Source organism: Cellulophaga lytica DSM 7489, assembly GCF_000190595.1.
Taxonomy (GTDB): domain Bacteria; phylum Bacteroidota; class Bacteroidia; order Flavobacteriales; family Flavobacteriaceae; genus Cellulophaga; species Cellulophaga lytica.
Map to the genome: position 1 here is coordinate 1,386,046 of NC_015167.1, position 14,999 is coordinate 1,401,044.

The 14,999-nt window shown below is 31.6% G+C and carries 10 protein-coding genes; 1 reads left to right on the plus strand and 9 read right to left on the minus strand.

All coding sequences use genetic code 11. The features are described 5' to 3' along the window. Position 1: 1 nt before the first annotated feature. The 9 genes from CELLY_RS06220 to CELLY_RS06260 form a co-directional block, all read right to left on the minus strand. Positions 2–1,063: a sensor histidine kinase gene (locus CELLY_RS06220; protein WP_013620813.1), complete on the minus strand. Its 1,062-nt coding sequence runs from the start codon at positions 1,061–1,063 to the stop codon at positions 2–4. Then, the gene (locus CELLY_RS06225) at positions 1,063–2,196 is read right to left on the minus strand and encodes an FIST signal transduction protein (RefSeq protein WP_013620814.1); all 1,134 of its coding nucleotides are present in this window, start codon (positions 2,194–2,196) and stop codon (positions 1,063–1,065) included. Before CELLY_RS06225 ends, CELLY_RS06220 begins: the two co-directional genes overlap by 1 nt. Before the next feature lie 8 nt (positions 2,197–2,204). After that, positions 2,205–4,187: a PAS domain-containing sensor histidine kinase gene (locus CELLY_RS06230; protein WP_013620815.1), complete on the minus strand. Its 1,983-nt coding sequence runs from the start codon at positions 4,185–4,187 to the stop codon at positions 2,205–2,207. Beyond that, complete coding sequence (locus tag CELLY_RS06235; RefSeq protein ID WP_013620816.1) at positions 4,180–4,722, minus strand: heme NO-binding domain-containing protein; 543 nt, start codon at positions 4,720–4,722, stop codon at positions 4,180–4,182. Before CELLY_RS06235 ends, CELLY_RS06230 begins: the two co-directional genes overlap by 8 nt. 78 nt (positions 4,723–4,800) lie before the next feature. Continuing rightward, positions 4,801–5,202, minus strand: a complete 402-nt coding sequence (locus tag CELLY_RS06240; protein WP_013620817.1) for a response regulator — start codon at positions 5,200–5,202, stop codon at positions 4,801–4,803. A gap of 182 nt (positions 5,203–5,384) precedes the next feature. Further along, positions 5,385–8,117 carry a PD-(D/E)XK nuclease family protein gene (locus tag CELLY_RS06245; protein ID WP_013620818.1) on the minus strand — a complete coding sequence of 911 codons (2,733 nt, stop codon included), beginning with the start codon at positions 8,115–8,117 and terminating at the stop codon, positions 5,385–5,387. Positions 8,118–8,185: 68 nt separating this feature from the next. Continuing rightward, complete coding sequence (locus CELLY_RS06250) at positions 8,186–9,544, minus strand: OmpA family protein (RefSeq protein ID WP_013620819.1); 1,359 nt, start codon at positions 9,542–9,544, stop codon at positions 8,186–8,188. 114 nt (positions 9,545–9,658) lie between these two features. Beyond that, positions 9,659–10,852, minus strand: a complete 1,194-nt coding sequence (kbl, locus tag CELLY_RS06255; protein WP_013620820.1) for a glycine C-acetyltransferase — start codon at positions 10,850–10,852, stop codon at positions 9,659–9,661. Between the two features lie 4 nt (positions 10,853–10,856). Beyond that, entirely contained in the window at positions 10,857–13,976 is a 3,120-nt protein-coding gene (locus CELLY_RS06260) for a UvrD-helicase domain-containing protein (protein ID WP_013620821.1), read from the minus strand. 122 nt (positions 13,977–14,098) lie between these two features. On the opposite strand from CELLY_RS06260, the gene CELLY_RS06265 reads away from it, so the two are divergent. Next, a complete protein-coding gene (locus CELLY_RS06265) occupies positions 14,099–14,707 on the plus strand; it encodes a superoxide dismutase (RefSeq protein ID WP_038507327.1) in 609 nt (202 codons plus the stop codon). Positions 14,708–14,999: the final 292 nt, after the last annotated feature.

Sequence of the window (14,999 nt, forward strand, 5' to 3'; positions counted from 1 at the left end):
ATTAATTTTTTTTAATGGTAAAATAAAATACCGTTCCTTCATCTTCCTTAGAATCTACCCAAATTTTACCTCCATAGAAAGTTACAATTTTTTCTACTAATGCTAGCCCTATTCCATTAGATTCTACATCATTATCTAGCTTTTTAAACATTTCAAATATTTTATTCAAATATTTTTGTGGTATTCCCTTGCCATTGTCTTTAATACTAAATTGCCAATAGTTAGGCTTTTCTAAAACATCTACATTTACAATACCATTTTCTAAATGCTCTGTTGCTTTTACAGCATTAGTTAATAAGTTCATAAAAAGTTGCTCTAACCTATATTTGTCTAAAAATAAGGTTGGTAAATTGTCTGCTACTTTTATTGTAACGTTTTTAGGTATGTAAATAGTACTTTTTATGTCTTTTAAAAGTAATGAAATATTTACATTGCTTTTAGCTTCTTCATTATTGCCTATAGTAGCGTGTTTTAAAATGCCACTAACTAGCTTGTCCATTTTTACCAAGTTTTGAGATATTAAATCGCAATTATTAATACTATCTTGTGTAAACTTGTGTTTTTCTTCTTCAACAATCCAACTCATTAGCGTATTAATATTACGCATAGGAGATTTTAGATCATGAGATACTACGTGGGCGTAGTTGTTTAAAGATTTATTTTGCTCCTCTAAATCTTTAACTAAGTTATCTTTTTCTTTAGTAACCAAAGCAATATGTTCTGCTTGCTTACTAATATGTTTGGCTAGTTTTTGCGCACTAACTATATTTTGTTTAGAGTGCACTATATCTTCTGTATTATCTAAATTTAAATTAAGACTATTAACTGCTTGCTCTAAGGCTTGCAGTGTCTTCTTCTGTTCTTGCGCCTCTTGTGCCAACTCTATATTTGCTGCTTTTAATTCTTGTGCACTAATAGTAGTAGCACGTTGTATCATTGCAATTTTATCATCGTAATCTTCATAAGATTTTTCTATTGCATTAAAAAATTTGTCTAAATCTGGATTACCTTTTAGCTCCTCTGGCAAATTTTTGCGTATTTGTCTTCTTAAAAGTGAATGCATTACTCGCTTATTAAAGTTAATGTCATTGTTTGGTTGTGCAACATACAAGCATTGTTACCTTCAAAAGGAGCCATTTCTCCGTAAGAATAATACCCCATAATTTTAGACTGGTTGCCAATTACATCTAAAACTTCTTCTACCTCTTCTTCTGTTCTTTGATCCATAACTAACTTACGGCCAACACAACTAACAAGTAATGCTAATTGCGGAAGATTTTCTCTGTTTCTAATAGCATATTTAGCAGCTACACTTGCACCTTCAGCTATGTCATCTACAGTAGACATCATTAATTGTACAGTAGATCCTTGCGGAACATCACCGGCTAATATCATCGTATTTGTATCTTCGTCAATATTTATAATGGTACGTACAATTGGTTGTGAATCTTCAGTAATTTTTACATTTAATGGGTACAGTAATGCTGACTTTGGTAATTCTTTTGCCTTATCTCCCAAGTATTTTTTATACAAGTCTAATGCAGGTTTCCCATCTAACTCATACAAAACATTACCCTTAGACTTTGTTATAATACGTTCTGGCCCAAAGCCGGTCCAACCACCATAATTTGCACTTGTAATTTCTAATGTTTTGCCATAAAAACCTATAGCTACAATTTCTCCTTCTTTAGGTGTAGCATTATTAGACACTAGTGTTTTTTCAAACCTAGCATCATCCCCACATAAACCGCCAGACAACCCAATAGATATGTGTTTTTCTTTTTCAATTCCTTCTATTAAAGCACTACCATTTACCGTGCTTCCTTCAGAAATTATATAAATGTGTTTCAGATCTTTTTTAGGAAACTCTTCAATTAACTTAGCTCCTAAATCCAAATCGTTATAACCAAACTCTTTTACATTTTTACTTTTTACTATATAGGTAGATTTTTCAAACTCTATAGCAGTTAAAACAATTGTATTTTCTGATACTTTATCTCCAATTATTTCTCCTGAAGTACTCCCAAAAACAACATTTCCGTTAGGAAACATCTCTTTAATTTCTTGATATAGATTTTCTTCTTCTAATAAAAATCTATTACCAAAAACTAAAACCAAAGGGTCTTTTAAAGTAATTTTATCTGTTATAAAAATAAAATTAGCTCCTTTTTCTTTTTTTGCTTGTACTATTTTCATAACTAAAATTAATTATTAAGATCTTTTTTTAAAGTAAAAAAGAATTTTGTCCCTTTACCTAACTCACTCTCTACCCATACATTACCTTCATAACGGTCTACAATTTTTTTAACTATTGATAGGCCTATACCCGTAGAGCGCTCATTATCTCCTATTGATTGAAAAATTTCGAATATCTTTTTATGAAACTTTTCTGGGATACCAACACCATTATCTTCTATACAAAATTGCCAATGCTGTGGTTCTTCTTTATAAAGTACTTGTACTAATCCTTTTTCTGCTTCAATATGAACAACTGCATTTCCAATAATATTTTGGAAAAGCTGATGCATTTTTGTACTATCTGCGTTTAAAAGCGGTAGTTTTTTTGGAACAACTACCTGTACATGATCTGGAATATAAATACTCTCTGTAATGTCTGTTATTACAGTATTTAAATCTACTTTACTGGTAGACATTTGTGCGCTACCAGCTGTAGAATACTCTAAAATTCCGTGAATTAGCTTGTCCATGAATGCAACTTTCTCTTGCATTAACGTTAGGTTTTGCACACCTGCTTCATCTAAAACGTCTTTATAATCTTCATAAGTCCAAGTAGCTAAAGCACTAATACTACGTAATGGAGATTTAAGGTCATGAGAAACTATATGGGCATATTCTTGTAAACCATCATTACTAATTTTAAGCTCTTTTAATAATTGCTCCTTTTGTAACTCTAATTCTTTTTGCTCTGTAATATCTAAATGTATACCTATAGAACCTACAACCTTGCCTTCTTCATTATAATTTGGAGCACCACTTACTAGCCAGTGTCTTGTTTCTCCTTTTTTATTTTTTATTTTTATTTCATAAGAGTCAGAGATTCCTTTTAATCTATTTTCAGACTTTTTCTCTATTCTTTCAGAGTTCTCTATCTTCAATATTTTTACAGCATCTTCCCCTAAAAGTTCATCTTTAGAGTATCCGCTCATTTTACAAAAACTCTGGTTAACAAGCTGTACTTCATTATCTATGGTAACTTCTACCATACCTAAATTCATATTAGCAATAATACCCCTGTACTTTTCTTTTTCTGCTTTTATTTTTTCTTCTGCTTGGCGCTCTTTTGTGATGTCTTCTATTACGCAAACCTGGTACTCTACTTTGCCTTCGTTATTTTTAACGGCACTAATACTAGCTTTTGCTAAAATCTGAGCTCCATTTTTTTTGAAAAATCTTTTTACAATAGAAAAATTATCTATTAAACCTGCATTTAAGTCAGACTCTAATTTTTTTGTCATTTCTTCATCCTCGGACTCAGATATGTCTGATAATTTTAATTTTCTGGCAACATTTTCTGGGTATCCTAAAAGCGCCGCAAATGTAGCGTTACTCTTTATTATTTCATCATTAACTGTTAGTACAATACCTAGCGGAGAGTTTTCTACAATTATGTCTAATTGTCTTTTTTGCTCGCTTAGCATTTCCTTAATTTCAGTTTCTTTACTAATGTCTCTTATAATACCTTGTGCACCTATTGGTTTTTGTTCTTTATCATAAATTACACTAGTATTTATTTGCACCCATTTATGTGTGCCATTTTTTGTGATAATTTTAGATCTGTAGTTTTTTAACGTACCTATTTGCATTAGAGTTTTAAAAGATTCTATGGTGTATTGCATAAAATCTTTGTGCACTAATTTTGGCAGGTTAATAGTTTCTTTAGTGTTGTCATACCCTAAAAATTCTCTAGCAGAACTGTTCATATTAACAACATTAAAGCTAAGATCCATTACTACGTATGGGTCTATAATATTAACAAAACCACCATCTAATTTAGAGGTAGTTTCGGTTAATAAATTCTCTAATTTATTATTAGCTTGTTTAAGGTGTAAGGTAGTATCAAAAAGCTCTTTAGATTTTACTTCTAAAATTTTTTCTGCTTGTAGCCTTGCTTTTTTCTGTCTTTCTAACGCCTTTTTTAGTAATAAAATTTCTTTGTTACTATCCATTCTGGGTAATGTCAAATTTTACTTCGGTACCGTTTTCATTTAAAAGTTTGTACGTTACAGTTGCACTGCTATTAAAATGCTCAAAAGATTTTTCTATTAAGCCGTGCGCTAATTGGTACAATCCTCTGCTAGATGAGTATACCATAGAAATAGATGTGTCTGTCTTTTCTAAAATTTTAAACGTAGGTAATTCTGCGTCTGGATATAATTTTTTAACGTGTACGTGTATGTGGTCTTCAATAGAATAGATGAGGCTTAACGGTGAGTTATAGCTTTTAATAACATCTGGGTGTGCTTTAGCCAAACCGTCAAACAAAAATAAACCAAAAGCATAAATTAAATCTCCTACTGGTGTTTTTACCTCAGAGCTTAAACTGGTAATAAGACTTACCATTTCATTAAAATTATACGTTCCAACAGATGTGTAAATTCCTTCTGATGGCAAATTAGAGTTTTCTATTATGGTGTCTACAGTTTCTAATCCAAACTTAGATTCTACCATTTCTAAAAACTCTGTAAATACAACTCCCTTCATAATTAGACATTTAGAGCTGTAAAAGTAAGAAAAAGGATACCTAGGGTGTAATTTTTGTTGTGAAAGGTGTTAAAATTACTAGCCTTTTACTAGTTCATTGTTGTCCCAGTAGTTTAAAACACTTTGTAATTTGGTTTCATAATCCTCATATTTTAGAGGCTTTATTACATAACCTGCAATTCCTATTCTATAACATTCTAATAAATCTGCTCTATTTTCTGATGTAGTTAATACTATTGTTGGTAAAAATTTAAGCTTTTCATCTGCCTTTAAAACACTTAAAAACTCAGTGCCACTCATTCTTGGCATATTTAAATCTAACAAAATTATATCTGGTAATGTATTTCCAGATTGTAGTATATCTAGAGCTTCCTCACCGTTTTTTGCTTCGGTAATGTTGTGTTTTAATTGAAGTTTAGAGATCGTTCTCTTCAGCTTCATCGTCTCGATCATGTCGTCTTCAATAAATAAAATATTCATAGCTCTAATTTTTATATCTGCAAATGTAATATCCCATTTCTAATTAATTTTTACTATAAAGTTGAACAGTAAATTAGTGTAGACGAATGGTAGTTTACTGTAGATGGATAAATTTGCACATTTAACCAACGTCTTAAAACCCCTTTAAAATGCAGGTAAACTCGACGAAATGCACTGTTAGTTTATTTTATCTCTTTAGCTACAAATGGCTGGTCTGGATCACAAATTGCACCTACTAATTTATGCAATTCTTTTGTAAATTTAAGTAAAGTGTCCTGTGTAATTATAGAATTTTTATTCTCTGAAAACTTTAATATACCTGCCTTAATATTTTTAAAAGAAAAAATTCCTGCTTCTACTTTATCTACAGGAACCAAATGATTATACATATAAGCATAACACAATAATTGAAAAGCTTTGCTTTTATCATACTCTTCTACAATGTCTTCCCAGTTGCTTAAATTAAGGTTTCTTTGCTCTACTTTACCTGTTTTATAATCTATAACACGCAAAACACCATCTATCTCATCAATTCTGTCTAATTTACCTTTTATATGAACAGGAAAATTTACTCCAGGTACATTAATAGCTGTTTTTAAAGACAGTTCTAAGCCTATAATTTTAATTTTATGTTTTTTAGCACTTTCAATTTCTAATTTAATAAAGTTTTCTACATATTTTAAAACTACGTTAAAGGCTATTAAATTTTTACCTTCTTCTAAACTTACATTTTTATAATGTATAGCAAAATGTTTACGTACTGTGCTATTTATTTTTGGCAGTAACGCTTTTAATTGTTCAGCTTCTAAAAAAGTATTTACAAACGGCTGGTATAGCTCGTCTAAAGTTTCATGTACAATTGTACCAAAGGTATTAGCAGCAACTGTTTCTTCAACCTCTTCTAGCTCATTAATTTTTAAAATGTTTTTTTTATAAAAATCTAAAGGATTTCTAATATAGTTTGATAGTGATGTTGGAGAAAAACCATAAGCAGCAATGCCTTTAATTAGTTCCATTAAATGAGCATCTTTTTGTATAGAAACAACTTTCTTTTTGGGTGATTTTATTTCAGGAAAAGCAATAGTTTCTGTAATATAGTTTGATATATTACTATCTGCTAACAATTGCCTAATAAGCCTACTAACCTCGCCTCCCTCTAAAACATCTGGTTCTGTATTGTACACCAAATGTATGTTTTTGGCACGTTGAAGAAGTCTGTAGAAATGATACGTATAAACGGCATCTTTTTCTTTATAGGTAGGTAAACCATACATCTTTTTAATATCAAAAGGAATAAAAGAATTGTTAGATTTACCTGAAGGCAAAATGCCCTCATTTACAGATGTTAATAATACGGTTTCAAAATCTAGATTTCTACTTTCTAGCATTCCCATAATTTGCAAACCTTTTAAAGGCTCTCCTTTAAAGTCTAAAGTTTCACTAGATAATAACTCTTTATATAAACCAAAGAGCGACTGCAAATCATTTAAAAAAGGGTATTTAACCACTAAATTATTTAGCTGGTTAAACAATTGATGAAATCTGTATAAATACTCTAACTCTAACCCGTTACCCTCTGCGTTTATTTTTTCTTTTACAGCTAAAATAAGTGCTAAGCATTTTTTAATAAAAACAGGAACAGTTAAGTTTGACTTATAAAAAAGTAAGTCTAAATTACTTGTACTACTAATTAATTGCAGTTTGGCTACGTCTACATAAATCCAGTTTCTACTCTTAATTTGGTTGCATATTGCATCTGCAGCATTTATTGTATTGTCTTCTGTTGCAAACAATAATTGTATATATGGGTGGTTTAGTACAGTTGTTACATGCTGGTAGTACCAACCTTTTTCATCTTTACGTATATAAAGGTCAAACAACTGTGAAAATAAACTCTCTAAAGGCGATTTATGTAACGGAAAACCCATTGTTATGTTAATGCCATTTATTTCTTCTGGTATGGCATTTATTAATGGATTTAAAAGTGTTTCATCTCCTAATACAACTGCTGTATTGGTTAACATACTTTTTTTATCATTATACAATTTACCCAAAACACTACCTATATATTTTGCCTGAGATACATTTTTAGGAACACCTGTAATAGTTATATTTTTTGGTGTTAAATAATTGCCATTAGTAACTTGTAAGGGCTTGTCTTTAAAGTAGTACCATTGTTTGCTAAACTGACGAATAAAAAAGCCAGCATCATGCACAGGGTCACTATAAAAATACTCGTCTAAATCCCAATAAATTTCTGCGTTTGTATTTTCTAGTATGGTTTGTATAATTAATTCTTCAGCAGTATTTAGAGCATTAAAACCAATAAAAAGATGTTTTTGTTTACTGGTGCTTTGTATATAAGCATTTAAATTAGCACAAGCCTCTCTGTATACTAATCCTTGGTGGCCCAGACCATCTTGCTTTAATGATGTATTAAAAGCTGTATACAGCTCCTCTAATGAGTTCCAAAAAGCCATATAATTGGTAATAATGGTACTCTTATCCTTTTCTACAGTCCAATGATTAATTTCTTGTACTGCATTTAAGTGTGAAAATATTTTTTTGGTATCTACCAAATACCTATCAATTTCATTAAAATCTTGTAGTAGCGTAGTTCCCCATTTAGAAAACGCATAAAAAGTGTCTTGTTCTCCTTTTACTGTAGTTGTGTAAGCTTTATAAAGCTCAAAAAGTTGCTGTGTACTAGACGCATAAGCTAAGCCAGAAATGTTTTCTACAAAATCTTCAATACTCTGTATTTCTGGAGCAAATATTGTGCTGCTGGTATGTTTAGAAATTGCATTTTTAAGAAACGTACCTGCACGTTTACTTGGTAAAACAAAAATAAGGTTCTCTAATGAACCTTCTTTTTTAATAATTGTAAGTAGTGTTTCTTCTAAAAAGCTTTGCATGGGTTAAAAATAAAAAAAGCTCCGCAATTGCGGAGCCTTTTCTATAAAATTAGAGTTTTAAACTCTTATTATTTTACTAAGTTGATTTCAACTCTTCTGTTTTGCTTTCTACCAGCTCTAGTTTTGTTAGTAGCAATTGGCTTATCTTCACCGTAACCTACAGCAGATAATCTAAATTCTCCAATTCCTTTTTCTACTAAAAATTCTTTTACAGAAAGAGCTCTAGACTCAGATAACTTCTGGTTTAAAGTAGCAGAACCTACACTATCAGTATGACCTTCAACAGTAAACTTAGCGTTAGGGTACTCTTTTAAGATAGTAATGATATCTACCATAACAGCAGTAGACTCAGCTTTGATAGAAGATTTACCTGTATCAAATAAGATAGTTCTAGCGTAATCATTTAATTTTTTCTGAACTTCTTCAGTTACTTCAGGACAACCGTTGTTAGCAACAGTACCAGCAACCTCTGGACATTTATCATCCTTATCTAAAACACCATCTTTATCTTTATCTTCCCAAGGACATCCGTTGTTTGCAGCAGGACCAGCTTCAGAAGGACATTTGTCATCTTTATCAGCAACACCGTCACCATCAGCATCAGGACAACCGTTTAATGCAGCAGTACCTGCTTCATTAGGACAAGCATCATCTTTATCAGCAATACCATCACCATCAGCATCAGGACAACCGTTCATTTCTTTAGATCCAGCTTCGTTAGGACAAGCATCTTTGCTGTCTTCGATACCATCACCATCAGCATCAGGACAACCGTTGAAAGCTTCTAAACCAGCAACTTCTGGACAAGCATCATCTTTGTCATAAACACCGTCACCATCTGTATCAGCACCACCAAATTTGATAGCAAGACCAGCTAAGTGTTGGAAATGTTTAACGCTGTAATCTTCAAATCCGTGCTTGTAACCAGTTTGTAATGTTAAACCTATGTTCTCAGAGAACCATACGTTAACACCAATACCACCATTTACAGTACCAGATCCAATTTCATCAACCCACGTGTAACCACCACCGATTTCAACGAAAGGATCAATTGTTGTGTTTTTTAAGAATGCATATTTAATTGCACCATCTAAACCGTAGTAAGATAGATCATCAGCTGACCAGTCTCCTAAGTTTTCAATTCTATTTAAAGAACCTCTAACTCCTACAGAGAAACCATTACCTACAGATCTAGAAACTCCAATATAAGAGATAGAAGGAAGAATGTTCCAGTGATCAGTAGCGTTAAAGTACTCATCAAACAATTCTCCTGTAGGGTAAACGGCATCCTCATCATTAGTTGGGTACATATCAACTGCGTTTACACCAAAGCTAATCTGCCAAGGATTATTTTCGTCTTGCGCTTGTATGTTGTTTACCCCTACTAGTAGTAAGGCAACAAGCATTAATTTGCTAAGATTTTTCATGCTTTAAAATTTAAGTTTTAAGTGTTTGTAAGCTGCAAATGTAAGTTGTTAGGATTTATTAACAAAATCAAACAACCCTTTTTTTTAACACAATTAGTAAAAAAATTAACTTAATTAAATGATTCCAAGTTCTTTTCCAACCTCGGTAAAAGCTGCAATTGCTTGGTCTAAATGCTCTTTTTTATGCGCTGCAGATAACTGAACTCTTATTCTTGCTTTACCTTTTGGCACTACAGGAAAGAAAAATCCTATTACGTAAATACCTCTATCCAAAAGCATATCAGCCATTTTTTGAGAAAGCTTGGCATCATACAGCATTACTGGCACTATGGCAGAATCTCCGTCTATAATATCTAATCCAGCTGCTTTCATTCTTTTTTTAAAATATGCCGTATTTTCTGCCAACTTATCTCTTAAGGTGGTGTCTTTATCTAGCATATCAAAAACCTTAATAGATGCACCTACAATTGCAGGAGCTAAGGAATTAGAAAATAAATATGGTCTAGAGCGTTGTCTTAAAATTTCTATAATTTCTTTTTTACCCGTAGTATAGCCTCCCATTGCACCACCTAGTGCTTTTCCTAAAGTACCTGTAATAATATCTATACGGTCTAAAACTCCTTTTTCTTCTAGTGTTCCGCGACCTGTTTCTCCTATAAATCCGGCAGAATGGCATTCATCAATCATTACCAATGCATCATACTTATCTGCTAAATCACATATTTTATCTAATGGCGCCAATAAACCATCCATAGAGAAAACTCCATCTGTAACTATTATTTTAAATCTAGATCCGTCTTCATTAGCTTGTTTAAGTTGCTTTTCTAAATCTGCCATATCATTATTAGCATATCTATATCGCTTTGCTTTACATAAACGTACACCATCTATAATTGAAGCATGATTTAATGAATCTGATATTATAGCGTCTTCTGCAGTTAATAAAGGTTCAAAAACACCACCATTAGCATCAAAAGCTGCTGCGTATAATATGGTATCTTCTGTACCATAAAAATTAGCTACTTTTTGCTCTAACTCTTTATGTATATCTTGTGTACCACAAATAAAACGTACAGATGACATTCCAAAACCGTGTGTATCCATAGCATCTTTTGCTGCTTGCACAACATCTGGATGAGAAGACAACCCTAAATAGTTGTTTGCACAAAAATTTATAACTTCTTCTCCTGTAGATATTTTTATAACAGCATCTTGTGGAGACGTTATAATACGCTCTGTTTTGTATAGACCTGCTTCTTTTATTGCGTCTAGTTCTTCTTGTAAGTGTTCTTTAATTTTTCCGTACATAATTTTAAATTATAAATTCTGGAGTTATATTATCATTTATATATACTATTATCTTAGATACTACTTTATAATTCATAGCCTCTAGTGCATAAGCATAACTATTTACTTGTTGATGGTAACTATTATTTGGTGTACCTGTTTTGTAATCTATAACAGTTGCCTCATTATTTGTGTTAATTACAACTCTATCTGGGCGCAAAAGTAATCCTTCTGCTGTAATTATATCCTTTTCATTCTTAACAATATTTCCTTCTTTATAATATTTAGCTAAATCTGGGTGTTCTATTATAGTAAGTACTTTTTGTTTTGTTACTGCTACATCTAAAGGAGTTAAATGTCCGTCTCTTATTACTATTGATATGGCCTTATCTACATCTTTTTTAGTTTTTACATAACTTAATAGCAGGTGTATTAAGTTTCCTTTTTCTAACGCTACGTCTCTGCCTGTTTCCCACAACATACCAGATTTGGTAAGTATTTTAAAACTAGGCCTATCTTTAGTAGAGTATTGATAATTTATGTGGTTTAACTTTTCTACTTTAGCAGTGCTTTCTTCTGCTATTTGCAAATTACCAAAGCTATAGGTTAATTGTGTGTCTGACCACAAGCCCAGTTGCTGCAAATATTTAATAAATAAACCAGAATATTTGTTAACACTAGGTTCTCCTTTAGTATTTAGCTCTTTTTTGCTTATTATATATAGTGCTTTTACTGCTCTGGTTAATGCCACATACAATACATTAAAGGCATCTAGCTCTTGTTTACTATGTTCGTCTAAAAATAGTTTTGCCGCTAAGTCTCCATATTGTTCCATTTCTTGCTTTTTGGTAACTAATACTTCTGAAAAACCATTAAATTGCTCTGGATCTACAGGCAGCCATATTTTTTCATCTTTACCATATATAAAGGAATTGGCAAACGGAAAAATTACAATAGGAAACTCTAACCCTTTAGATTTATGCACGGTCATTATTTGCACAGCATTAATATTGTCTGGTGCTTTTAATGATAATTTGTCTTTTTTCTTGTCCCAATAAGTTAAAAAGGTTTGGGCACTAACACCGTCTTTTTGTTCTCCATCTAAAACCTCATCCATTAAACTAATAAGGTAAGCATCTGATGTTTCTGCTAGTTTAAATTGATGAATAGCCTTTTCAAAAGCATCAAAAACAGATAATTGTTTTAATTTATCTATTGCAAAACCATATTGCTGTAATAAAAACTCTTCTAAACTGTTTAAATGCTTTTGTATAAATTGGTGCGTATCTTCACCTTTCTCTGCCAAAAAATATAAAATTTCATAAGCTGTGTCTTTGTCTTTAGGCTGCGTACTATAAGTTAAAAGGTTTAATAAAAAACTTACTTTTTCACTACTCTTTAGCAACAGAGATTCTGATGATATTACAGGAATTTCTTTAGATGTTAAAAAATCTGCCAACACATAACTGTGGTTGTTAGAGCGTACTAAAATGCAAATATCTTTATAATTGTATTTTTTTTCTGATGTTAGCGCTGTTATTGTTTCTAAAACCGACTCACAGTACAAGTCGTTATCTTGCTCCTCTTTTTCATTAGGAATAAAAGACAACGTTACCAAACCACCCGTTTTTGTGTTTATTTCTTGCTTATTTCCAGACACATACAAATCTGCATAAGCAGTATTGTTTAGCAAGTTACTTGTAATGGTAAAAAAGTTATTGTTGAAATTAATAATTTCTGAATAACTCCTGTAGTTTCTTGGTAGTTCTGTGGTTTTTGGTTCTAAAACATAAGGCAATTCTTCTTTATTAGTTAACTTTATAAATTGTTCTGCCTTACCACCACGCCATCTGTAAATAGCCTGTTTGGCATCACCAACCAATAAAAGTGATCCTTTTTTACCATAATCATCTAAACTTTCTAGAGCATTACCTATTAATGGTATTAAGTTTTGCCACTGAAGCTCTGAGGTATCTTGAAACTCATCTACAAAATAGTGTCTGTATTTTTCACCAAGCCTCTCATAAATAAATGGTGCTGGCTGGTTTTTTATTTCTTTAGAAATTATTGCATTAAAAGATGCTAAAGTTAACTGATCTCTTTCTTTGCAAATAGCATTAATTTCTTTTTGTATTTCATTTAAAACAGTTAATGGCACAAGATTAGCGTACACATTTTTATACATTGCCCTTTGATAAATGGTATTTTTTACACTGTTATAAATTTCTAACAACATAGGAGCTATGTGGTCTGGTGCATTTTTAACGGTAGCTTTAAATATTTTACCCTGTTCTAAATTTTCACCTAGTTTATTTTTATATAATTTAAGTAAACTAAACTCACCTTCTACTATTTTTTTAAAATGATTTGGCAATGTTTGCCTAGGGAAATCTGCAACATCTATACCTTCTGTTTGTATTAAAATATCTACAGTTTTTGCTTTTTGTATAGCTGCATCTTCTAAATTTTTAATGGTAGACGAAAGCGTTTTTTTAAGTTCTAAAAAATTGGTAATGCTTTTAGTTTTAAAACTTTTTAAGTGTTCTATGTTGTTTTCATTAAACAACATTTTACCCACTTTATTTAAATCAAAAGAAATATCCCAGCTTTTGTCATCATCAATTTTCTCAAAAGTAAATTCTAATAACGTGCTTGTTAAAAGCTTATCTGTACCAGCTTTTGCTAGCAATCTTTCTACAGCTTCAGACAACAACAATTCTATATCTAAAACAACCTCAAAATTCTGAGGTATTTTTAAATCCTTAGCAAAGGTTCTAATAAGCCTGTGTGTAAACTTATCTATGGTAGAAATATCAAAAAAAGCGTAATTGTGTAGTATACTTTTATGTACTTGTTTAGCTCTTTTTTGTAACTCTTCAGTAGAAACATTTAGCTCTTTAGCAACATCTAAAAATAAGTCTGATGGCTTATTCTCTTCATCTACTTTACTAAAAGCATACAAATTATCTAAAATTCGCTGTTTCATTTCATTAACAGCCTTATTGGTAAATGTAATGGCTAATATTTGTCTGTAACTTTTTGCTGTTGCAGAAGATAAAATTATTTTAAGGTATTCCTTGGCCAAGGTATACGTTTTACCAGAACCTGCAGATGCACTGTATATTTTGTAAGGCGAAGTTTCCAACTAGTTTTTAGCTGCAAATTACATAATATTACAATGTTCTTAACAGAAACGTTATGGAAAATGCCTTAGAATATTGTAAATTTGAGCTACGACATTTTTTTAACTTAAAAATAGATATAATTATGGCTTTTGAATTACCAAAATTACCTTACGCATATGATGCGTTAGAACCACATATTGATGCAAGAACTATGGAGATTCACCATACTAAACATCACAACGGATACACAACTAAACTTAACGGTGCTATTGAAGGTACTGATTTAGCTGGGAAACCTATAGAAGATATCTTAACTAATTTAGATATGAGTAATGGTGCAGTACGTAACAACGGTGGTGGTTTTTACAATCACTCACTTTTTTGGGAAGTAATGTCTCCAAACGGTGGCGGAGAACCAACTGGCGAGTTAGCAACAGCTATTAATGATGCTTATGGTTCTTTTGATGCTTTTAAAGAAGCTTTTTCTACTGCAGCAGCAACTAGATTTGGTTCTGGTTGGGCTTGGTTATGTGTACATAAAGGTGGTAAAGTAGAGGTTTGTTCTTCTCCTAACCAAGATAACCCATTAATGCCTGGTGTTGGTTGTGGCGGTTTTCCTATTTTAGGATTAGACGTTTGGGAACATGCTTATTACTTAAATTACCAAAACAGAAGACCTGACTATATTGGTGGATTTTTTAATGTAATTAACTGGGAAAAAGTATCTGAACTTTACGCTAGTAACAAATAAAAAATTACACTTAAAAATACAAAAGCCACTCTAATTTTAGAGTGGCTTTTTTTATATAAAATTTCTACTTAATTCTATAAAATAGAAAAGGGCAGAGAAGTCTCTACCCTTTTCGTCCCAAATCTTACCATAAACTTAACCTACTTATGCTATGGCTCTGCTAAATTACTGGTATTGTGTCTAATAAAAAAAAAAATCTGCAAAAAAATTAACACAATAACATAGAATATTGCAAATAATATCGATGAAATGCACCCTAATAGCTTGATTACAAGCAAACAAAAAGACGAAG

Excerpts from the sequence above, each read along its gene's own strand:
- CELLY_RS06220 (WP_013620813.1), bottom strand. The coding sequence starts at position 1,063 with ATGCATTCACTTTTAAGAAGACAAATACGCAAAAATTTGCCAGAGGAG.
- CELLY_RS06225 (WP_013620814.1), bottom strand. The coding sequence starts at position 2,196 with ATGAAAATAGTACAAGCAAAAAAAGAAAAAGGAGCTAATTTTATTTTT.
- CELLY_RS06230 (WP_013620815.1), bottom strand. The coding sequence starts at position 4,187 with ATGGATAGTAACAAAGAAATTTTATTACTAAAAAAGGCGTTAGAAAGA.
- CELLY_RS06235 (WP_013620816.1), bottom strand. The coding sequence starts at position 4,722 with ATGAAGGGAGTTGTATTTACAGAGTTTTTAGAAATGGTAGAATCTAAG.
- CELLY_RS06240 (WP_013620817.1), bottom strand. The coding sequence starts at position 5,202 with ATGAATATTTTATTTATTGAAGACGACATGATCGAGACGATGAAGCTG.
- CELLY_RS06245 (WP_013620818.1), bottom strand. The coding sequence starts at position 8,117 with ATGCAAAGCTTTTTAGAAGAAACACTACTTACAATTATTAAAAAAGAA.
- CELLY_RS06250 (WP_013620819.1), bottom strand. The coding sequence starts at position 9,544 with ATGAAAAATCTTAGCAAATTAATGCTTGTTGCCTTACTACTAGTAGGG.
- kbl (WP_013620820.1), bottom strand. The coding sequence starts at position 10,852 with ATGTACGGAAAAATTAAAGAACACTTACAAGAAGAACTAGACGCAATA.
- CELLY_RS06265 (WP_038507327.1), top strand. The coding sequence starts at position 14,099 with ATGGCTTTTGAATTACCAAAATTACCTTACGCATATGATGCGTTAGAA.